This window comes from Sphingopyxis sp. H115, assembly GCF_001468465.1.
In the GTDB taxonomy this organism is placed as follows: Bacteria; Pseudomonadota; Alphaproteobacteria; order Sphingomonadales; family Sphingomonadaceae; genus Sphingopyxis.
On the sequence record NZ_LNSA01000002.1, the window covers coordinates 124,219 to 142,722 of the forward strand.

An 18,504-nucleotide genomic window follows, 5' to 3' on the forward strand; every position below is an offset into this window, starting at 1 on the left:
TTTGCCCGATAGCGTCGCGCCATGTTCATCGGCCATTTCGCCCCGGCGCTGGTCGCCGCAGCGCGCCCCAAGGCGGCGGGGCTCGGGACGCTGTTCGTCGCCGCCCAGCTCGTCGATATCGGCTTCGCGGCACTGCTCGTCCCCGGAATCGAGGCGATGCGGATCGTTCCCGGGATCACCGCGATGAACCCGATGGACCTGCATCACATGCCCTATACGCACAGCCTGCTCGGCACGTTGATCTTCGCAAAGATATTCGGCACGATCGTCTGGGTCGTAACACGGAGCAAGGAAGCCGCCATCGGCGCCGCGCTCGTGGTCGTCTCGCACTGGTTCATCGACCTCATCGTCCATATCCCCGATTTGACGCTTTATGGCGCGCCGCCCAAGCTCGGGTTCGGGCTCTGGAACCACCCGATGGTCGCGATGCCGCTCGAACTGCTGCTGATCGGCGCCGCCTTCCTTTATTATGCCCGCCGTACCGGGGCGCCGGGCGGCAATCGCCGGCTCTGGATACTCGCCGCGCTGCTCCTCTTCGTGCAGGCGATCGACTGGTTCGGCCCGAAAGAGCCCGCCTATTCGCTCGCCATCCCCGCGACGATGCTCTCTGCCTATGCGCTGCTCGCGGGGACGGCGGCGTGGGCGGGCGCGAACAGACGTCCTCGAAAGGCCGGAGAAACGCCATGATGCCGCAATTCGCCGCGGGCTATGTCGCGACTGCGATCCTTTTCGGCATCCTCGATGCGATATGGCTGCGGATCATGGTCGTCAAAATCTACCGCCCCGAAATCGGCGCGCTGTTGATGGACGGATGGCGACCGGCCCCCGCGCTGATCTTTTATGCCCTATACATTCTCGGCATCCAGATATTCGCGGTCGCGCCCGCGCTGACGGCGGGCAAGTGGCAGGTCGCGGCGCTTTGGGGCGCCCTGTTCGGCTTTTTCTGCTACATGACCTACGATCTCACCAACCATGCCACGATGAAGATCTGGTCGACCAGGGTCACATTGCTTGACATCGCCTGGGGCACGCTCGCGACGGGTTTCGCCGCAGGCGCGGCGGCGCGGCTCGTGCTTGCCTGGATGCCGCGCGGCGGCTGACCCGCTTCACTCCGCGCAATCACATTTCTGTTTTTTGCAATTGCTGGCGCGCGCATCGCCCGCCATGCTGCACCGCACAAGAAGAGAGGGGCTCGAAGGCAAGTTTTGTTCAATCGACAAGGACTTGCACCATGAAAAACTATATTCTCCCCGCCCTTGGCCTGCTCGCGCTGGCGCCGACCGCCGCGCTCGCCAAGGACGAAACGGTCAAGCGTTTCGAGCATGAAGGCGCGACCTACAGCTATACCGTCACCAAGGTGGGCGACACCCGCGTGATCAGCGGCGTCGAGGAGCGCACCGGCAAGCCGTTCACGCTCCGCGTCGGCGACCGCCGCGTCCGCGGCACCGTCGGTTCGCAGCAGGTGAGCTTCGCGCTTCGCGACGTCAAGCCGCTCAAGACCGCGACGACCACGCTCGCTTCGCGCTGAACCAGCTCCGACCGCAGACCCCATGATGTTTTCGCATCATGGGGTCTGTTCGTTTTACGCGCGCACAGCTAAAGGCGCGCCATGACTCAGACAGCAACCGCGCCCGCCTCCGTCATCACCCCCGAGATCGTCGCCGAACACGGCCTGTCTCCGGAAGAATATGATCGCGTCCTCGCGGCGCTCGGGCGCGAGCCGAACCTCGTCGAACTCGGCATCTTCTCGGTCATGTGGTCCGAGCATTGCAGCTATAAAAGCTCGCGCATCCATTTGAAGAAACTGCCGACCGAGGCGCCGTGGGTGATCTGCGGCCCCGGCGAAAACGCCGGCGTCATCGACATCGGCGAAGGCGAAGGCGGCAAGAAGCTCGCCGCGATCTTCAAGATGGAGAGCCACAACCACCCCTCGTATATCGAACCCTATCAGGGCGCGGCGACCGGGGTCGGCGGCATCCTCCGCGACGTATTCACAATGGGCGCGCGCCCGGTCGCGAATCTCAACGCGCTGCGTTTCGGCCGCCCGGACCATCCGAAGATGAAGCATCTCATATCGGGCGTCGTCCACGGTATCGGCGGCTATGGCAATTGCGTCGGCGTGCCCACGGTCGGCGGCGAGGTCAATTTCCACAAGGCGTATGACGGCAACATCCTCGTCAACGCGATGACCGTCGGCGTCGCCGAGCAGGATAAGATCTTCTATTCGGCCGCATCGGGCGTCGGCAATCCGATCGTCTATGTCGGCTCGAAAACCGGTCGCGACGGCATCCATGGCGCGACGATGGCGAGCGCGGACTTCGGCGAGGATGCCGAGGAAAAGCGCCCGACGGTGCAGGTCGGCGATCCGTTCACCGAAAAATTGCTGATCGAGGCGTGCCTCGAACTGATGGCGTCGGACGCGATCGTCGCGATCCAGGACATGGGTGCCGCGGGTCTGACCAGCTCGTCAGTCGAGATGGCGTCAAAGGGCGGTGTCGGCCTCCACCTCAAGATGGACGATGTGCCGCAGCGCGAAACCGGCATGACCGCCTATGAGATGATGCTGTCCGAGAGCCAGGAACGCATGTTGATGGTCCTGAAGCCCGGCAAGGAAGAGTTTGCGAAGGCGATCTTCCACAAATGGGAACTCGATTTCGCGGTCATCGGCACCGTCACCGATACGGGGCGCATGGTGCTCGAACATCATGGGCAAATCGTCTGCGACATCCCGCTCGCCCCGCTTGCCGACGACGCGCCGCTCTATGACCGCCCGCACGTTCCGACGCCGAAACAGGCCGAACTGACGAACGTTCCCGAAACCACGGACGTCGCTGCAGACCTCAAGACGCTGATGGGCACCCCCGACATTGCCAGCCGCCGCTGGATCTGGGAGCAGTACGACAGCCAGGTCGGCGCCGACACGGTGCAGACCGGCGGCGACGCCGCGCTCGTCCGCATCCACGGCACCAACCGCGCGCTCGCGATGTCGACCGACTGCACCCCGCGCTATTGCTACGCCGACCCCGTCGAGGGCGGCAAGCAGGCGGTCGCCGAAACGTGGCGCAACATCAGCGCGGTGGGTGCGACGCCGCTCGCGATCACCAACTGCCTCAATTTCGCCAACCCGCAGCGTCCCGAAATCATGGGGCAGATCGTCGGCTGCCTCGACGGGATGGCGCAGGCGTGCCGCGCGCTCGACTATCCGATCGTTTCGGGCAACGTCAGCCTCTATAACGAGAGCAAGGCGACCGGCGGCGGCAGCGCGATCCTGCCCACCCCCGCGATCGGCGGCGTCGGCGTGATCGAGGATCTGAACAAGGCGGTCGGCATCGGCTTCAAGCGCACCGGCGACATCGTATTGGCCGTCGGGGAGCGCGCCGGGCATCTCGGCCAGTCGGTGTGGCTGCGCGAAATCCACGGCCGCGAGGAAGGCCCGCCGCCGCCGGTCAACCTGCGCTGCGAAAAGCGCACCGGCGACTTCATCCGCACCGCCATCAACGCCGGCTGGATCACCGCCTGCCACGACGTGTCCGACGGCGGCATCGCGGTCGCACTCGCCGAAATGGCCTTGAAGTCGAACATCGGCGTGCTGGTCAGCGAAGAACAGCCCTTCGGCGTCGCCGAGAGTTTCTTCGGCGAGGACCAGGGCCTTTACCTCGTCACCGTCTGCGACACCTGCCTCGCCGACTTCCTCGACGCCGCCGGCCGCGCCGACGTGCCGGTCGACCCGGTCGGCCGCACGATCAAGGACCGCATCGTGTTCGAGCTGCCCGACAGCGACCATCAGGTGACGCTCGCGGAACTGCGCGAAGCGCATGAAGGATTCTTCCCGAACCTGATGGGCGCCGACGCGGCGTTGGCGTAACAACCCCAACTCGTCATTCCGGCGAAGGCCGGAATCTCTCCGGTGCGGCATAGCGCAACGATGAGATCCCGGCCTTCGCCGGGATGACGACAAAAAGGCGAGGAGACGGCCCAAATGACCATTCACATCGGCATCGGCGGCTGGACCTTCGAACCCTGGCGCGGGACCTTCTACCCGCCCAAACACCCGCAGAAGCGCGAGCTTGAATATGCCGGCCAGCATCTGACGGGCATCGAGATCAACGGCACCTATTACAGCAGCCAGAAGCCCGAGACGTTTGCGAGCTGGGCGGCCGCGGTTCCCGACGGTTTCAAGTTCAGCGTCAAGGCGTCACGTTTTTGCACCAACCGCAAGGTGCTGAAAGACGGCGCCGCCTCGATCGAGAAGTTCCTGACGCAAGGCCTCACCCGCCTCGGCGACCGGCTCGGGCCGATCCACTGGCAGTTCATGGCGACGAAGAAATTCGATCGCGACGATTTCGCGGGCTTCCTCGACCTGCTGCCCGACACGCAGGACGGCCTGAAGCTGCGCCACGCGATCGAAGTGCGGAACGAAAGTTTCCGCGATCCGGCATTTGCCGAGATGCTGCGCGACCGCAACATGGCAATCGTCTATGCCGACAGCGACGAATTTCCGTGCATCGACGAGCAGACCGCCGATTTCACCTATGCGCGGTTGCAGCGCAGCCAGGAGGATGTCGAAACCGGCTATGACGACAAGGCGCTCGATCAGTGGGGCGCGCGGGCCAAGGATTGGGCCAAGGGCGACCGCGACGTCTTCCTATTCTTTATTTCGGGGGCGAAAGTACGCAACCCGGCGGCGGCGCAAGCGCTGATCGCCAAGCTATAACAAGTTCCTCCCTGTCGCGAAGCGATGGGGAGGATCTTCAGCTCAAGCGGCCATCGCCTGCTGCGACGCCAGGAAATTATACGGATCGATGCCGCGGCTCCGATACGCGCGATGCGCTTCCTCATACAGCGTCGGCTTGGCAATGCCGAGGCGCGCGCGCGCGGCTTCGAGCGGCTCGGCGAGCAGCGCGCGGATATCCTGTTCGATGATCGCCTTCGCCGCCTTGCCGTTGCGCTGCCCCTGGCGGATCGCGCCGAACACGGGCGCATCGCTCTTGATGCTGCGCTTCACTTCGTAACCGCCGGCATAGGCGATGAAGAAATTGCCGTAATTGCCGGTCTGGCCATAGGTGAAGCCGAGCACGCATTGTTCGCCCAGCGCGTCGCGGCCGTAGCCGGTCAGGATATGGAACAGGTCGTGCGTGTCGCGCAGCCGGTTCGAATACCATTGCACCTGGTCGTCATATTGCGGGCGCCCCATCTTCTCGCTTTCGGCGACGAGGCCCGCCGCCGAAAGGCCTTCGCGGCGCATGAAGGTGACATAGGCGTGGCCAACGCTCCCCTCGGGCAGCGCATCGATCCATGCATGATCGTCGAGCAGGTCGGGCAGATAAGGTTCGCTTTCCATCAGCCGCTTGCCGAGATCGCTTTCGACGAAAGCACGCGCGTCGTCCATGAACCCCTTGCGCGGCAGGCTTTCAAAGATGTGGAACACCTGTTCGGTGTCTTCCTTGTCCTTGATCAGCTTGCGGAAATGCGACAGCGCCTTGAGCGGGCGAAAGGTCGGCATTTTGCGGTCGGGGTGGGAGAAGATCGTCGGGGTCATGGCTGCTCTCGTGCGAATCTGGAGATGATGATCAGATAGCATTACTGACATAGATGTCAATAGCTGGTAAACGGAAGCTGGCGAGGCCGCCACATCCACGATAGACCGGCACGATGAAACCGCACCCCACCATCCCCTACACCGCCCTGCCCTCGATCCCCGACGCGGACCGCATTGCCGCCGCGGAAGCGTTTCGCGATCATGTCGCGGCGCGGCGAACGTGCCGGATGTTTGCCGACACCCCGGTGCCGCGCGCCGTGATCGAGGCTGCGATCGCGGCCGCCGGCACCGCGCCCAGCGGCGCCAACCACCAGCCCTGGCACTTCGCCGCGATCGCGTCGCCCGACATCAAGCATCGCATCCGCCTTGCCGCCGAAAAGGAGGAACGCGAGTTTTACGCAAGCCGAGCCGGGCAGGAGTGGCTTGAAGCGTTGGCGCCGCTCGGAACCGACGAGGACAAGGGCTTCCTCGACGTCGCGCCATGGCTAATCGTCGTTTTCGGACAGCGGCGCGGCGGCATCGAACCCGGCGACACGCGGCAAAATTATTATGTCACCGAAAGCGTCGGCATCGCCAGCGGCTTGCTGCTCACCGCGCTCCACAGCGCGGGGCTCGCGACCCTGACCCATACACCGTCACCAATGGGATTCCTGCGTGAGATTTGCGGACGCCCCGCGGACGAAAAGCCGTTGATGCTGATCGTCACCGGCCACCCCGCAACCGACGCGACGGTTCCCGTCTATGCAACACGGAAAAAGCCGCTCGACCAGATTGCATCCTGGCTGTAGTACCGAAGCAACACAGACGGAGAGCGGCATGCGTGAAGATCAACCAGCTCCGCCCAGCCGCCTCGTCTCGCTCGACGCGATCCGCGGCGTGGCAGTGATGGGCATATTGGCGATGAACATCGTCGCTTTTGCGCTGCCCTTTTCGGCCTATACCAATCCGCTGGCGGGCGGGCCCGTCGGCGAGCTCGATCTCGCGGCCTGGTTCTTCAATTTCGTTTTCGTCGATTCCAAGATGCGCGGCCTGTTTTCGATCCTGTTCGGCGCCAGCACCCTGCTGGTGATCGAAAGCGCCGCCGCGCGCGGGCGCAGCGCTGCGGGTGCGCATTATTCGCGCATGCTCTGGCTCGGCATCTTCGGCCTGATCCATTATTATTTCATCTGGTTCGGCGACATCCTCTTCCTCTACGCAGTGTGCGGCGTCCTGCTCTTCGCGTTCCGTAACCTGTCGGTGAGGGCGCTCCTGACCTGGGCGATCGTCTTTTTCGTCATCGGGATCGGCTTCTTCGGCATGGGCTGGCTGATGTTCGCGGCAGCCGAAGCAGGAAAGCTGCCGCCCGAGGCAGCCGCGCAAATGCAGGGCGATCTGGCGCGGCTGAGCGCCGACATGGGACCGAACTCCCCCAGTTACGCTAAAGAAATCGCGCGGCACCTCGGCAGCTATAATGGCATCGTCGCCGAAAAGCTGGGGCCGAGGGCGACCGACCCCTTTGTCCAGGCGCTGATGTTCCTGTGGGAAACGATGGGCCTGATGCTGATCGGCATGGCCCTGTTCAAATCGCGGATGCTAACCGGCGAATGGGACGCCGCGCGCTACCGAAAATGGGCACTGGCCGGCTTCCTGATCGGACTCCCGCCGCTCGTCGGCCTGGCTTGGTATCAATATGCTACCGGGTTCAGCGCAATATCGACCTTCGGCGCCTCGCTGTCGCTGTCGGCGCCGTTCGACATCGCCGCGACGGTCGGCTGGGCGGCGCTGATCATGATGCTGATCCAGACCGCCGCGAGCGAGCGCGTCCGTGCGCGCCTCGCCGCGACGGGCCGCATGGCCTTTACCAATTATCTGGCGACATCGATCGTCATGACGACGATCTTTTACGGTTATGGGCTGGGGCTGTTCGGCAGCGTCGGACGCGCCGCGCTCTATCTGTTCTGCTTCGGCATGTGGGCCGCGATGCTGCTATGGTCGAAACCCTGGCTTGATCGCTTCCAATACGGGCCGCTCGAATGGTTGTGGCGCAGCCTGTCGCGCGGACAGGTGCAGCCGATGCGGAAAGCCTTGCCCGCTCAGTAACCGATCGCGCGTCCGAACCCGGCCGGGCGCCGCTGGACGAGCGGATTGGCCTCGCGCTCGAGCGCGCCCAGCGTTTCCTCGAACAACCGCCGCAGTTCGACGACGCGCGGCAGATATTCCTCAGGGCTGATCTGGCTTTCGACGCAGTGGCGCGCGAACATCTCGATATCCTCGGCGAGCGCACCGAGTTTTTCGCCGCCGAACTGCCGCGCTTCGCTTTTCAGCGTATGCGCGGGCATCACGAGTCCGCGGGCGTCGCGGGCGCGCATCGCGTCCTCGATCGCCGCTACCGACTTGGTGCCGTCTTCGCGAAAATAGCCGAGAATCCGTACGAACGCCGCACCCAACTGGGTCCGCGTCGCGCGAAATTCATCCCAATCGACCAGGATCTCGTCCAATGCTTTATCCCTTGGTATTCAAATTCGGCCGTGGTCCCAAGCAGTCCATGCCCCAAATCAGGTAAAAAAGACGTTACGGTGAGGACGTCCGGGCAAAGAAAGCGATCCATTTTGGGTCAGCGGCTAACGCGCCAGCGCCCCTTCCCCTCGGCCGCGGAGTCGCTGTCGAGACGCCAGCCATGTTCGGCGGCAAGCGCCGCGACTTCGCGCCCCGCCTGCGGATCGTCGGCAATCAACACGACCTCGGCCGCGTCGCGCATCGCCCGCGCCAACCGCAGCGCGGGCCAGGGACAGCGCATTCCGCGCGCATCGACGACCAGCGCCGCCCGCTCACTCGTCATAGGGATTGCGCGAATTACGGAAATTGAGTCGCACCGGTACCCCCTGGAACCCCAGTTCCTTGCGCATCCCGTTGACCAGATAGCGTTCGTAGCTTCCGGGCAGCGCGTCCGTCCGCGATCCGAACACGACAAAGGTCGGCGGCCGCGTCCGCGCCTGCGTGATATAGCGCAGCTTGATCCGCTTGCCGCCGGGCGCCGGGGGCGGGTTCGCCGTAACGGCGCCTTCGAACCAGCGGTTGAGCCGCGCGGTCGATACCCGGTTGGTCCAGATTTCGCGCTGCTCGAACGCGACGCGGACCAGCGTGTCGATGCCCTTGCCCGTCGCGCCCGAAATGCTGAGCACGGGCACCCCCTTGACCTGGCTCAGCCCGTCGTCGAGCGCGGTGCGCACGCCGTTGAACAGCGACGAGGGATCTTCGGCGATATCCCATTTGTTGAGCGCGACGATCAGCGCGCGTCCTTCCTGCAGCACCTTGTCGGCGATACGAAGGTCCTGCGCCTCGAGCCCCTTGGTCGCATCGAGCAGCAGCACGACAACCTCGGCAAAATCGACCGCGTGGAGCGCGTCGGCGACCGACAATTTCTCCAGCTTGTCGACCACCTTGGCGCGCTTGCGCATGCCCGCGGTGTCGAACAGCTGGATCTCGTGGACCTCGCCGTCCTTTTCCCATTGCCAGTCGACGCGGATCGAATCGCGCGTGATCCCCGCCTCGGGTCCCGTGATCAGCCGGTCTTCGCCGATCATGCGGTTGATCAGCGTCGATTTGCCCGCATTGGGCCGGCCGACGATCGCCAGCTTCATCGGGCCGAGCGGCGCGTCCTCATCATCTTCTTCGCCTTCGATCGGCGGCAATGCCTCAGCCTCGGCGGCGTCGAAACCCTCGACGATCGGCCGCAGTGCATCGAACAGGTCGACGACGCCTTCGCCATGCTCCGCGCTGAGCGCGATCGGATTGTCGAAGCCGAGCGAATAGCTTTCCATCAGGCCATTTTCGCCCTGTTTCCCCTCGGCCTTGTTGACGAGAAGGATGATCGGCGTGTCCTCGCTGCGCAGCCAGCGCGCGATTTCCTCGTCGAGCGGGGTCACGCCGGCGCGGCCGTCGATCATGAACAAAGCGGCGTCGGCCTCACGCACCGCCTTTTCGGTCTGGACGCGCATCCGGCCGGGCAAGGTCGCGGCGTCATAATCCTCGAAACCCGCGGTATCGACGATCGTGAATTTCAGGCCGAGCAGTTCGCCGTCGCCCTCGCGTCGGTCGCGCGTCACCCCCGGCTGGTCGTCGACCAGCGCCAGACGCTTGCCGACCAGCCGGTTGAACAGCGTCGATTTGCCCACATTGGGCCGGCCCACAATGGCAATCGTCGCGAATCGCGACATGTCCCTATTCCTACACCGGGCCGCCCCGGCCCGGACGCCGTATCAGCGCCAGGCCGTGATCTTCCCGTCGTCCGCGAGGACGTACAAAATATTGTTCGCGACGATCGGCGGCTGCGACAGCGACGTCTTGAAATCGGTCGATCCGAGCAGCGAACCGTCGGTCGGCGAGAATTCCTGCAAAAACCCCTCGCTGTTCACCGCGATCAGGCGCCCGCCCGCGAGGATCGGTCCCGTCCAGCGGATCGGATCCTTTTTCTTCTTTTCGGTTTCGACGCGGAAGCGCGCGAGCTGCTGGATCCAGCGCACCTTGCCGGTCCCGCGCGCGACACACAGCAGCTTGCCGTCGTCGGTCATCGCATAGACCCACTCGCCGACGACATAGGGCGTCGAAATGCCCGCGATCGAAATTTCCCAGCTGCGCTGTCCGGTGAGCAGTTCATAGCTCGCCATGCGCCCGCCCTGGCCAAGCGCGAAGACCCGGCCGCGATCGACCACCGGATCGGCATCGACGTCGGTGAGCGTCGAAACCGACAGCGCTATCGACGTGCGCGCCAGCGCATCTTCCCAAAGGTCGCGTCCGTTTTCGTAGCGATAGGCCTGGACCTCGCCCGACGAGAAACCGGCAACGATCGTTCCCTGCCCCGCGGCGGGCGACGCGGCGCCAAAGACGCTGCCGGGTTCGAGCGACGCCGTCGCCTGCCACAGCACCGCGCCATTGGCGGCGTTGAGCGCAAAAATCTGGTTGTCCTGGCTGATCACATAGACGCCGCCGAAGGCAATCGTCGGCGCGCCGCGGAGCGGGCCTGCCGGCTTGACCTTCCAGATCACCGACCCGTCGGCGACGTTCAGCGCCGCGACATCGCCCGCGCCGCTCGTCGCATAGACGACCGATCCGTCGACCCCGGCGCCGCCGCCGAACAGCGAATCCTTGTAATCCTTGCCGGTGCTGCCGATCGGCGTCCGCCACAGCTGCGCGCCGGTGTCGGCGGAAAAGGCCGACACAACCGCATCGGTGTCGACCGCGAACAGACGATTGTCGGCTACGACGGGGGAAGCGGCGAGCCGCTGCTTGTTGGTGCTGCCCGCGATGCTCGCCTGCCACAGCTGGCTGCGCGTCGCGGCCAGCGCCGGATGGCCCATCGATTTCGACGCGTTCCCGCCCGATTGCGACCAGGCGGTATTGACCTCGGGTTCGGGGAGGACGACCGCGATGCCGGCGGTTGCCGGGTCGACCTTGATGCTGTTGTCATTGGACAGGATCGACACGCGATCGCCGATCGTCGGCGTCTTGGGCCCACCATCGCCCTTGAACACGCCGCAGCCCGCAAGCGGCAGCGCCAGCAATGCCGCATAGATTCCGTAACGCGCTTTCCGCATATTATTTCGTGTCCTCAACTTTTTCGGCTGCCGCTGCCTTGGGCGCGGCATTGCCTTTCTGGTCCCCCGCGGCGGCGGTCGCCGCGGTCTTTTCGGCGCTGGCGCTGTCGGTCGCGCGGTCGGAAACCGCGTCGACGCCCAGCATGCCCGCCATCTGCACCGAACGCGACTGGAGCGACTTGGCGACGTTCGGCAATTTCGCGATGCGCGCGTACAGCGCGCCGGCCTGGTCGAACTGGCCGAGCTGGTAATGCGCGCTCGCCGACAATTCGGCCGCGCTCGCGAACCAGCTCGACGCCGGATCTTTCGCATCGACCATCGGCTTCAGGCGCGCGATCACCGCTTCGGGTTTCAGCGTATCATATTCGAACGCGGTCTGGCGGATCAGCGCGAGGTCGCGCAGCGACGGGTCGAGCTTGGTGTCGGCGGCGACTTTCGCCATCAAGGCAGCGGCGGCCTTCAGGTCGCCCGTCTGCGCCTTGATGTTCGCCTGCTGCATCTGGGCAGCGGCGCGATAGGCAGGGTCGCCGGCATCGACGAGTTTCTGAAGCTCGGCATCGGCGGCGCGGGGCTGGTTGGCGCCGAGCTTGTCGAACGCCGCGACCAGCTCTTCGGCCTGCTCGCCGCGCGCCTGATCCTGACGATGCCCCCAATAAAGATAGCCGCCGAACGCAAGCAGGCCGGCGATGACCGCGCCGATAATCCAGCGGCCATAGCGCTGCATGATCGTGTCGAGCCGGTCCTTGCGGACGGCTTCGTCGACTTCCTGCAACAGCGCGGCATCATTCGTCGGGCTCAGGGCCAATCAAACCTCCATAAACTCAGTGTGGCGCTGGGCCGGTCGCTTCCTTAGCGACGACGCCGAAAAAGGCCAAGCGTTTCACTGTTGCGCGGGCGCGCCGACCGTCAACCTGCGTAGGTCTGATCGTCGGTCGGGAATGAACGGGACCTGACTTCGTCGGCATAGTTCTTCACCGCGCCGCTGACGACACCCGCCATATCCTCATATTTTTTGACGAATTTGGGGACGCGCTCGAACATGCCGAGCATGTCGTCGGTGACCAGAACCTGGCCGTCGCACTCTGCCGAAGCGCCGATGCCGATCGTCGGGCAATCGACCTTGTTCGTGATCTCGATCGCGATCGATTCGAGCACGCCTTCGATGACGATCGAAAAGGCGCCCGCCTGCGCCACCGCGACGGCATCCTCGACGATCGAGCGGGCTTCTTCCTCGCTCTTGCCGCGCACGCCATAGCCGCCGAGAATGTTGACCGCCTGCGGCGTCAGCCCGACATGGCCCATCACCGGGATACCGCGCTGGGTCAGGAATTCGATCGTCGGGGCGAGCACCTTGCCGCCCTCGACCTTGACCGCCGCGGCGCCGGTTTCCTTAAGCAGCCGCGCGGCATTGTCGAACGCCTGCTGCGGGCTGCCTTCATAGCTGCCGAACGGCATGTCAACGATCACCGCGGCATGATAGCTGCCGCGCACGACGGCGGCGCCGTGCAGCGCCATCATGTCCATCGTCACACCGACGGTATGCGGCAGGCCGTAAATCACCTGCGCCAGCGAATCGCCGACGAGCAGCATGTCGCAATGCGGATCGAGCAGCTGTGCCATACGGACCGTATAGGCGGTCAGCATCACGAGCGGTTCGCCGCCCTTGCGCTGGCGAATGCGTGGCACCGTCAGCCGCTTCATCGGCTGCGGCGTCGGATTCGCGCGGCTGGTCGAGGTGTCGAGGGTGAGCGTTTTGGGGAGCGTGGACATGGCGCGGGGGCTTAGCGCCTAACGATCGGGCGCGAAAGCGGCAAAGCCCGGTCATGTTATCTTTGATTGACTCAATGTTAAAAATATTCAACATAGAGTTCGAATCACATGACATGGAGCTGCACGATGTCCTTTCGGGAAAAGATTCACTGGGTCACGCTGGTGACGATGATTCTGGCGTTCGGCTGGTATTTCCTCGTTTACCCGTGGCGGATCGTTGCAAGTCCGGCGGGGGTGATGGCGACCGCCGGCATGCTGGTGCCGGTGACTATCGCGATCATCGTGGCGATGACGGTTGCGACGGCCTTCCTCGCGATCCGTAGCCCGCGCGAGGTCCATGCACGCGAGGATGAGCGCGACCGCAACATACATATGCGCGGCACGCATTTCGGCTATTATCCGCTCGTCGTCGGCATCTGGATCAACATCTTCCTGATCTTCTGGGGCATCGGGCAGGCCGAGCAGCTCAACCTCATGATCGCGACGCTGGTCGTCGCCGAAATCGTGCGGATCGGTACCCAACTCTATCTCTATCGCCGGGGTTATTGAGCCATGGCCCTTCTCATCGCCGATGCCGGAGGCCACCAGATGAATTTCCGCGAAAAAACCGCCTGGCTGAACGTCCTCGCCATGGTCGCCGCCTACTGCGTCTATTTCGGGCTTCTCCTCTCCGGGCATCCCGCCGGGCGCGAGGTGTTTCCGATGCTGTGGCTGTTCGGGTCGATCGCCGTGGCGCATGCGGTCACCGTCATCGTCGGCACCGTCATCCTGTCGGCGCAGGCGCCGAAGTCGGAGCGCGCGCGCGCCGACGAGCGCGACCGCGCGATCCGTCGCCGCGGCGCGGCAACGGCCTATTATGTCCTCTTGGTGGGGATGATGGTCGTCGGGGTCTACTTGCCCTTCGTCGAGAGCGGGGTGCCGCTGGCGAATATGGGGCTGTTCGCGATCGTTGCCGCCGAACTGGTGAACAGCATCGTCGTGCTGATGAGCTACCGGCGGGGCTGGCATGGCTAAGCCGCCCTTCACCAACGATATCCGCACGCTCCGATTCCTTGCGGGCGAGATGACGCAGGGCGACCTCGGCGACCGCGTCGGGGTCACGCGGCAAACGATCGCGGCGATCGAGCAAGGCAAATATTCGCCCTCGCTGGAAGTCGCCTTCCGGATCGCGCGCGTCTTCGGCAAGCCGCTCGAAGCGGTGTTTCAGTGGGACGACGCCGGCGATTGAGACAGCGCGGCCGCGCGGGTCCGGCCCACGCCCCTCCCCGGTGGCGTCGGGCCGGGCTTTTAGCGGTTTTGGCGTGGGGAGCGGACTTCCAGTTGCCATCGCAAGATGATATCGTCGTCCGATGTTCGCGATGTTTCTCATTGCCGCAATTGTTGCCCCTCAGCCGAGTGACATCCATGCAATCGAAGTTACCCGTGCAACCGCCACTTATGTAAGTCATGCCCGGGACGGTCGGGCTTTTGTCGAGTTCGGACCGACGGTTGAGACCCGCAATGTTAGTTGCAACCTCCAGGGCAAGGACGTCTTTGATTGCACCTATGAAGCGCGGATAAGGGATTTTTTCGCGCCGGATTTTGCCGCTTGGCTGCCTAAGCGTGAGCGCATAGCCTTTCGCGATAACTGCTGGCAGATAGTGTCGCCCAAGTAAGGCGGACGTCCACAATCGGCCGTTAGCTGCCGTCGTCCGCCGCGGTCCGGTCGACCATATCCATGAAGTCGCGCGCGGTGTTGCGTTCCGCCTCGTCCTTGAACGCAACATCAAGGTCGGGGGCGGCGCCGAGCATGTACATCAGCGCCCAGAGCGCAAAGCGGCGGCCGGGGTTCGTCTCCAGCCCGAAGTCGACGCGCATGCGTTCGGTGCCCGCGGCATGCGCCTCGGGGTGGATCGCCGCGATGTCGGCGGTACCGAAATAGCGGCGAAGCTGGTCGTCGAAATCCATGCTGCGCTTTCGGCTCGTTCGCGCCGCTTGGCAAGGTCGCGCGGCAAAATCCGCCCACCCGAAGCCCGCCCGGTTGTCTTTGCCCAAGCGCCCCGATAGGGCGGGCCCCGTGAAGACCAGCATCGACATCGGGACCGACAGCACCGGGCAGGGTGTGCGTATCGACGTGCAGGAACTGCTCGCGACGCGCCTGCTCGTGCAGGGCAATTCGGGGTCGGGCAAGTCGCATCTTTTGCGCCGCATCCTCGAGGAAAGCGCCGCGCTGGTGCAACAGATCGTGATCGATCCCGAGGGCGATTTTGTGACGCTCGCCGATGCCTATACCCACGTCGTGATCAACGGCGGCGATTATAACGAGCGCGAGATCGCGGCGATGGGCGCGCGCATCCGCGAGCATCGCGCGTCGATCATCCTCAGCCTCGAATCGCTCGATATCGAAGCGCAGATGACCTGCGCCGCGGCCTTCCTGAACGCGTTGTTCGATGCGCCGCGCGAGCATTGGTTCCCTGCGCTGGTCGTCGTCGACGAGGCGCAGATGTTCGCGCCGAGCGTCGCTGGCGACGTCGCCGACAATGTCCGTCGCGCGAGCCTTGGCGCGATGACGAACCTGATGTGCCGCGGGCGCAAGCGCGGTCTGGCCGGAGCAATCGCGACGCAACGGCTCGCAAAGCTCGCGAAGAATGTCGCCGCCGAGGCGAGCAATTTCCTGATGGGACGCACCTTCCTCGACATCGACATGGCGCGCGCCGCCGACCTGCTTGGCATGGAGCGGCGGCAGGCCGAGACGATCCGCGACCTCGAACGCGGGCACTTCCTGGGGCTCGGCCCCGCGATCTCGCGGCGGCCGGTTGCGGTGCGGATCGGGTCGACTCAGACCTCGACACGGATGGGAACGCACGGGCTGATGCCGCTGCCGGAAGCGGGCGGCGAGGACATGCGTTCGATGCTCTTCACCGAGATGGAGGCCCCCGCAGTCCCACGCGTCTTTGCGCCCGAGCCCGAGCCGGTCGCGGCGAGCGAGGTGATGGAGCGCATCGCGGCGAGCGAGGCGCTGCACGAGGATGCCGATGCGCCGCCGGTACTCGATATCCTGGAAGCGGTCGAGGAAGCCGAGCAGAGCGACGCGGTGGTGATCGAGACGTTGCAGGAGATGCTGTCGGACCCCGAATGCGCCTTCCAGCCCGAATCCTTCCTCTATCAGGACTTTTCGGTGCGTTGCCGGATGCAGAAACTGAAGAAGGTGCCGCTCGACCTCGCCGGGTTCCGCCGCCGCTTCGCGCTCGCCAAGGGGGGCGTTTTCGATCCGGCCGAGCCACGCTGGCGCGAGGCGCTCGCCGTTGCCGACCGGCTGCCGCACGACATGTTCGCACCCTTCCTGCAAATCGCGCGCGCCGCGATGGAGGGCGACCCCTGCCCCGACGACGAGATCCTCGGCCGCGCCTATGGCAGCCGCTCGCCCGGCCGCATCCGCCGCCTCGTCGAATATATGGAAAAGCAGGGCGTGATCGTCGTGCGCGCCGATTTCGGCGGGCGGCGCTCGATCGGCATCCCCGAACTCGGGCTCAGCACCGAGGCCGAATAATCAGCCCTTGCGGAACAGCGCTTCGGCTGCGGCTTTCTGGCTCGTCGCGGCGGCGCGATGCGCCTTGATGCGTTCGATTTCGCCTTCAAGCGCGGCGATGCGGTCGTCGAGTTCATCGACCGACAGCGGATCGAGCGGCTGTTTGACCAGCGCCGTCAGAACGTCGTCGCGGCGGCGGGGAAGGTCGTCATCGTCCATGGCGTATCCTTTTGGTCCCAGATGCCAATTTGGGCGCGCGACTGTTGACCCGTGTCGCCGCGCTGTCAATAAGGCGAGGCAGGGGGTGGGGGAATGACAGGACCAGTGGGGGATTTTCCGAAGTGACCAGCTTGCCATCGAGCATGACCGCCATCGCCATCAGCGCGCCGGGCGGGCCCGAAGTCTTGCAGCCGGAGGTGCGGCCGGTGCCGCAGCCGGCACCCGGCGAGGTGCTGATCCGCGTCGCCGCGGCCGGCGTGAACCGCCCCGACGTGCTTCAGCGCATGGGTTATTACCCGCCGCCGCCGGGTGCATCGGACTTGCCGGGACTGGAAATTGCCGGGACCGTCGTCGCGGTCGGTCCGGGCGGCGATCCCGAGCTTTTGGGGCAGGCGGTGTGTGCGCTCGTCGCGGGCGGCGGCTATGCCGAATATTGCGTCGCACCAGTCGGAAGCTGCCTGCCGGTACCGGGGGGGTTTTCGATGGCCGAAGCCGCGGCGCTCCCCGAAACCGTGTTCACGGTATGGCATAATCTTTTCGAACGCGGCTATGTTCGCGAGGGCGAGACGGTCTTGGTCCATGGCGGCACCAGCGGGATCGGGACGACCGCGATCGGCCTCTGCAAATTGTTCGATATCAAGATCGTCGTGACCTGTGGCAGCGCGGACAAATGCGCCGCCGCGGCCGCACTCGGCGCCGACCTCGCCATCGATTATTCGAGCGCGGACTATGTCGAGGCGGTGAAAGACTTTACTGGCGGCAAAGGCGTCGACGTCGTGCTCGACATGGTCGGCGGCGACTATCTGCCGCGCAACCTCGCCTGCCTGGCCGAGGACGGGCGGCACGTGACGATCGCTTTCCAGCGCGGAATGAAGGTCGAAATCGACATCGCCGACGTGATGCGCCGCCGGCTCACGCTGACGGGTTCGACGCTGCGCGCGCGGAGCGCGGAGTTCAAGGCGCTGCTTGCCGACGAAATCCATCGCACGCTGTGGCCTCGCCTTGCCGACGGCGGGTGGAGGCCCGCAATGGATCAGGCCTTCCCTCTCGTCGAAGCCGCTGCGGCGCACACGCGCATGCAGGCGGGCGCGCATGTGGGAAAGATCGTGCTCATGGTGGGATGAACCGAGGGAACAGCTTGCCATTTCCAGCGGTTAGCCAAGCGGGGGGCAATCAAAAGGATAAATTCTCCCGATGAATATGCGCAGTTTGTTTCTTCCAGCCACCGCTCTTTCGCTTGCCCTCGCCGCCTGTTCGCAGCCCGCCGATACCGACAAAACGTCGACCGCTTCCCATGACGGCGAGGTCGCCGCCGATGGCAAGGCGGCCAATATGCCGCCGCCCGCGATCAAGCCGACCGACGTCCCGACGCGCGGCGGCGACGGCTCGCCGATCGAACTGGCGGCGTTGACCGAAGCTGATGTCGGCGGCGCCAAGCTGAAGGGCGAACTCGCCTGCAGCTTCGCCGATGAAGAGGGCGCACAGCCGATCCTGCTCGCGCAGGGCGACGTCGCGTCGCAGGAGCCGTCACGCGGAATCGTCAAGGTCGGCGACACGGTCGAGCCGATATCGGCCAATGGCGGCTTCGATGCGATGGCGAAGGGCACCAAATTCTTCGCCAAGGGGCTCGAGCTTCGCGTCGCGCTTGTCGGTCCGGCGGCGGGCGGAGGCGAATCGCCGCCGCGCCCGGCGACGCTGACCGCCGACCGCGCCGACGGCGCGCAGCGCGTCTTCGCGGGGCTGTGGCAGTGCGGTCCGTAAGCGCCGCCGACGCTTTGGCGCGGCCGCACCGGCGCCCAAGCGCCGTTCGCGCTTGCTCCACCGGCCAAACGGGTCTACATCAGCCGCCGAACGGCCGCCCCGCGAGGGGCGGCCCTTATTATTTCCGCTTGGAG

The 18,504-nt window shown here is 64.9% G+C and carries 23 protein-coding genes; 14 read left to right on the top strand and 9 right to left on the bottom strand.

The window, feature by feature from the left end:
- Nucleotides 1–21: 21 nt before the first annotated feature.
- The 5 genes from ATE71_RS02240 to ATE71_RS02260 all read left to right on the top strand — a co-directional run bounded on the left by ATE71_RS02240 (nt 22) and on the right by ATE71_RS02260 (nt 4,714).
- Nucleotides 22–687, top strand: a complete 666-nt coding sequence (locus ATE71_RS02240; protein ID WP_058801800.1) for a hypothetical protein — start codon at nt 22–24, stop codon at nt 685–687.
- Nucleotides 684–1,100: a DUF2177 family protein gene (locus tag ATE71_RS02245; RefSeq protein ID WP_321164260.1), complete on the top strand. Its 417-nt coding sequence runs from the start codon at nt 684–686 to the stop codon at nt 1,098–1,100. Before ATE71_RS02240 ends, ATE71_RS02245 begins: the two co-directional genes overlap by 4 nt.
- A 131-nt stretch (nt 1,101–1,231) precedes the next feature.
- Nucleotides 1,232–1,528, top strand: a complete 297-nt coding sequence (locus ATE71_RS02250) for a hypothetical protein (protein ID WP_058801803.1) — start codon at nt 1,232–1,234, stop codon at nt 1,526–1,528.
- A gap of 81 nt (nt 1,529–1,609) precedes the next feature.
- On the top strand, nt 1,610–3,865 hold the full coding sequence (gene purL / locus ATE71_RS02255; RefSeq protein ID WP_058801805.1) for a phosphoribosylformylglycinamidine synthase subunit PurL: 2,256 nt from the start codon (nt 1,610–1,612) through the stop codon (nt 3,863–3,865).
- A gap of 114 nt (nt 3,866–3,979) precedes the next feature.
- The gene (locus ATE71_RS02260; protein ID WP_058801806.1) at nt 3,980–4,714 is read left to right on the top strand and encodes a DUF72 domain-containing protein; all 735 of its coding nucleotides are present in this window, start codon (nt 3,980–3,982) and stop codon (nt 4,712–4,714) included.
- Between the two features lie 42 nt (nt 4,715–4,756).
- Here ATE71_RS02260 and ATE71_RS02265 read toward each other — a convergent pair whose 3' ends face one another.
- Nucleotides 4,757–5,539, bottom strand: coding sequence for a Coq4 family protein (locus ATE71_RS02265; protein WP_058801808.1), 783 nt, complete (start codon nt 5,537–5,539; stop codon nt 4,757–4,759).
- Nucleotides 5,540–5,652: 113 nt separating this feature from the next.
- Here ATE71_RS02265 and ATE71_RS02270 point away from each other — a divergent pair, with 113 nt between their 5' ends.
- Nucleotides 5,653–6,327, top strand: a complete 675-nt coding sequence (locus tag ATE71_RS02270) for a nitroreductase family protein (protein WP_058801810.1) — start codon at nt 5,653–5,655, stop codon at nt 6,325–6,327.
- A gap of 28 nt (nt 6,328–6,355) precedes the next feature.
- Entirely contained in the window at nt 6,356–7,618 is a 1,263-nt protein-coding gene (locus ATE71_RS02275) for a DUF418 domain-containing protein (RefSeq protein WP_058801812.1), read from the top strand.
- Here ATE71_RS02275 and ATE71_RS02280 read toward each other — a convergent pair.
- The 6 genes from ATE71_RS02280 to panB all read right to left on the bottom strand — a co-directional run bounded on the left by ATE71_RS02280 (nt 7,612) and on the right by panB (nt 12,882).
- Nucleotides 7,612–8,016: an Hpt domain-containing protein gene (locus ATE71_RS02280; RefSeq protein WP_201022914.1), complete on the bottom strand. Its 405-nt coding sequence runs from the start codon at nt 8,014–8,016 to the stop codon at nt 7,612–7,614. The genes ATE71_RS02275 and ATE71_RS02280 overlap by 7 nt on opposite strands.
- Nucleotides 8,017–8,132: 116 nt before the next feature.
- Nucleotides 8,133–8,357, bottom strand: a complete 225-nt coding sequence (locus tag ATE71_RS02285; RefSeq protein ID WP_058801816.1) for a sulfurtransferase TusA family protein — start codon at nt 8,355–8,357, stop codon at nt 8,133–8,135.
- Nucleotides 8,347–9,735 (bottom strand): ribosome biogenesis GTPase Der, encoded by a 1,389-nt coding sequence (gene der / locus ATE71_RS02290; protein WP_058801818.1) that lies wholly within the window; start codon nt 9,733–9,735, stop codon nt 8,347–8,349. Before der ends, ATE71_RS02285 begins: the two co-directional genes overlap by 11 nt.
- 42 nt (nt 9,736–9,777) lie before the next feature.
- Entirely contained in the window at nt 9,778–11,112 is a 1,335-nt protein-coding gene (locus tag ATE71_RS02295) for a PQQ-binding-like beta-propeller repeat protein (protein ID WP_058801820.1), read from the bottom strand.
- Nucleotide 11,113: 1 nt separating this feature from the next.
- Nucleotides 11,114–11,917: a tetratricopeptide repeat protein gene (locus ATE71_RS02300; protein ID WP_058801821.1), complete on the bottom strand. Its 804-nt coding sequence runs from the start codon at nt 11,915–11,917 to the stop codon at nt 11,114–11,116.
- A gap of 101 nt (nt 11,918–12,018) precedes the next feature.
- Nucleotides 12,019–12,882, bottom strand: a complete 864-nt coding sequence (panB, locus tag ATE71_RS02305; RefSeq protein ID WP_058801823.1) for a 3-methyl-2-oxobutanoate hydroxymethyltransferase — start codon at nt 12,880–12,882, stop codon at nt 12,019–12,021.
- Between the two features lie 126 nt (nt 12,883–13,008).
- Here panB and ATE71_RS02310 point away from each other — a divergent pair, with 126 nt between their 5' ends.
- The 4 genes from ATE71_RS02310 to ATE71_RS02325 all read left to right on the top strand — a co-directional run bounded on the left by ATE71_RS02310 (nt 13,009) and on the right by ATE71_RS02325 (nt 14,537).
- Nucleotides 13,009–13,431: a hypothetical protein gene (locus ATE71_RS02310; protein ID WP_058801946.1), complete on the top strand. Its 423-nt coding sequence runs from the start codon at nt 13,009–13,011 to the stop codon at nt 13,429–13,431.
- Nucleotides 13,432–13,434: 3 nt separating this feature from the next.
- Nucleotides 13,435–13,896, top strand: coding sequence for a hypothetical protein (locus ATE71_RS02315; RefSeq protein ID WP_235587870.1), 462 nt, complete (start codon nt 13,435–13,437; stop codon nt 13,894–13,896).
- Entirely contained in the window at nt 13,889–14,110 is a 222-nt protein-coding gene (locus tag ATE71_RS02320) for a helix-turn-helix transcriptional regulator (protein WP_058801824.1), read from the top strand. The genes ATE71_RS02315 and ATE71_RS02320 overlap by 8 nt, the downstream gene beginning before the upstream one ends.
- 121 nt (nt 14,111–14,231) lie before the next feature.
- On the top strand, nt 14,232–14,537 hold the full coding sequence (locus ATE71_RS02325) for a hypothetical protein (RefSeq protein WP_058801826.1): 306 nt from the start codon (nt 14,232–14,234) through the stop codon (nt 14,535–14,537).
- 22 nt (nt 14,538–14,559) lie between these two features.
- On the opposite strand, the gene ATE71_RS02330 is transcribed toward ATE71_RS02325, so the two are convergent.
- Entirely contained in the window at nt 14,560–14,829 is a 270-nt protein-coding gene (locus tag ATE71_RS02330; RefSeq protein ID WP_058801828.1) for a hypothetical protein, read from the bottom strand.
- Nucleotides 14,830–14,938: 109 nt separating this feature from the next.
- On the opposite strand from ATE71_RS02330, the gene ATE71_RS02335 reads away from it, so the two are divergent.
- Nucleotides 14,939–16,411 carry an ATP-binding protein gene (locus ATE71_RS02335; RefSeq protein WP_058801948.1) on the top strand — a complete coding sequence of 491 codons (1,473 nt, stop codon included), beginning with the start codon at nt 14,939–14,941 and terminating at the stop codon, nt 16,409–16,411.
- Here ATE71_RS02335 and ATE71_RS02340 read toward each other — a convergent pair whose 3' ends face one another.
- A complete protein-coding gene (locus ATE71_RS02340; protein WP_058801830.1) occupies nt 16,412–16,609 on the bottom strand; it encodes a DUF1192 domain-containing protein in 198 nt (65 codons plus the stop codon). It abuts the gene before it with no gap.
- A 143-nt stretch (nt 16,610–16,752) separates the two neighbouring features.
- Between ATE71_RS02340 and ATE71_RS02345 the strand changes: the two genes are divergently transcribed.
- Together ATE71_RS02345 and ATE71_RS02350 are read left to right on the top strand one after the other, a co-directional pair.
- Nucleotides 16,753–17,733 carry an NAD(P)H-quinone oxidoreductase gene (locus tag ATE71_RS02345; RefSeq protein ID WP_058801832.1) on the top strand — a complete coding sequence of 327 codons (981 nt, stop codon included), beginning with the start codon at nt 16,753–16,755 and terminating at the stop codon, nt 17,731–17,733.
- A 70-nt stretch (nt 17,734–17,803) separates the two neighbouring features.
- Entirely contained in the window at nt 17,804–18,370 is a 567-nt protein-coding gene (locus ATE71_RS02350; RefSeq protein ID WP_058801834.1) for a hypothetical protein, read from the top strand.
- The last annotated feature ends 134 nt before the right edge of the window (nt 18,371–18,504 follow it).

Bases quoted from the DNA above. Each gene is read 5' to 3' on its own strand.
- ATE71_RS02240 (WP_058801800.1), top strand. From the start codon at position 22: ATGTTCATCGGCCATTTCGCCCCGGCGCTGGTCGCCGCAGCGCGCCCC.
- ATE71_RS02245 (WP_321164260.1), top strand. From the start codon at position 684: ATGATGCCGCAATTCGCCGCGGGCTATGTCGCGACTGCGATCCTTTTC.
- ATE71_RS02250 (WP_058801803.1), top strand. From the start codon at position 1,232: ATGAAAAACTATATTCTCCCCGCCCTTGGCCTGCTCGCGCTGGCGCCG.
- purL (WP_058801805.1), top strand. From the start codon at position 1,610: ATGACTCAGACAGCAACCGCGCCCGCCTCCGTCATCACCCCCGAGATC.
- ATE71_RS02260 (WP_058801806.1), top strand. From the start codon at position 3,980: ATGACCATTCACATCGGCATCGGCGGCTGGACCTTCGAACCCTGGCGC.
- ATE71_RS02265 (WP_058801808.1), bottom strand. From the start codon at position 5,539: ATGACCCCGACGATCTTCTCCCACCCCGACCGCAAAATGCCGACCTTT.
- ATE71_RS02270 (WP_058801810.1), top strand. From the start codon at position 5,653: ATGAAACCGCACCCCACCATCCCCTACACCGCCCTGCCCTCGATCCCC.
- ATE71_RS02275 (WP_058801812.1), top strand. From the start codon at position 6,356: ATGCGTGAAGATCAACCAGCTCCGCCCAGCCGCCTCGTCTCGCTCGAC.
- ATE71_RS02285 (WP_058801816.1), bottom strand. From the start codon at position 8,357: ATGACGAGTGAGCGGGCGGCGCTGGTCGTCGATGCGCGCGGAATGCGC.
- der (WP_058801818.1), bottom strand. From the start codon at position 9,735: ATGTCGCGATTCGCGACGATTGCCATTGTGGGCCGGCCCAATGTGGGC.
- ATE71_RS02295 (WP_058801820.1), bottom strand. From the start codon at position 11,112: ATGCGGAAAGCGCGTTACGGAATCTATGCGGCATTGCTGGCGCTGCCG.
- panB (WP_058801823.1), bottom strand. From the start codon at position 12,882: ATGTCCACGCTCCCCAAAACGCTCACCCTCGACACCTCGACCAGCCGC.
- ATE71_RS02310 (WP_058801946.1), top strand. From the start codon at position 13,009: ATGTCCTTTCGGGAAAAGATTCACTGGGTCACGCTGGTGACGATGATT.
- ATE71_RS02315 (WP_235587870.1), top strand. From the start codon at position 13,435: ATGGCCCTTCTCATCGCCGATGCCGGAGGCCACCAGATGAATTTCCGC.
- ATE71_RS02320 (WP_058801824.1), top strand. From the start codon at position 13,889: ATGGCTAAGCCGCCCTTCACCAACGATATCCGCACGCTCCGATTCCTT.
- ATE71_RS02325 (WP_058801826.1), top strand. From the start codon at position 14,232: ATGTTCGCGATGTTTCTCATTGCCGCAATTGTTGCCCCTCAGCCGAGT.
- ATE71_RS02330 (WP_058801828.1), bottom strand. From the start codon at position 14,829: ATGGATTTCGACGACCAGCTTCGCCGCTATTTCGGTACCGCCGACATC.
- ATE71_RS02340 (WP_058801830.1), bottom strand. From the start codon at position 16,609: ATGGACGATGACGACCTTCCCCGCCGCCGCGACGACGTTCTGACGGCG.
- ATE71_RS02345 (WP_058801832.1), top strand. From the start codon at position 16,753: ATGACCGCCATCGCCATCAGCGCGCCGGGCGGGCCCGAAGTCTTGCAG.
- ATE71_RS02350 (WP_058801834.1), top strand. From the start codon at position 17,804: ATGAATATGCGCAGTTTGTTTCTTCCAGCCACCGCTCTTTCGCTTGCC.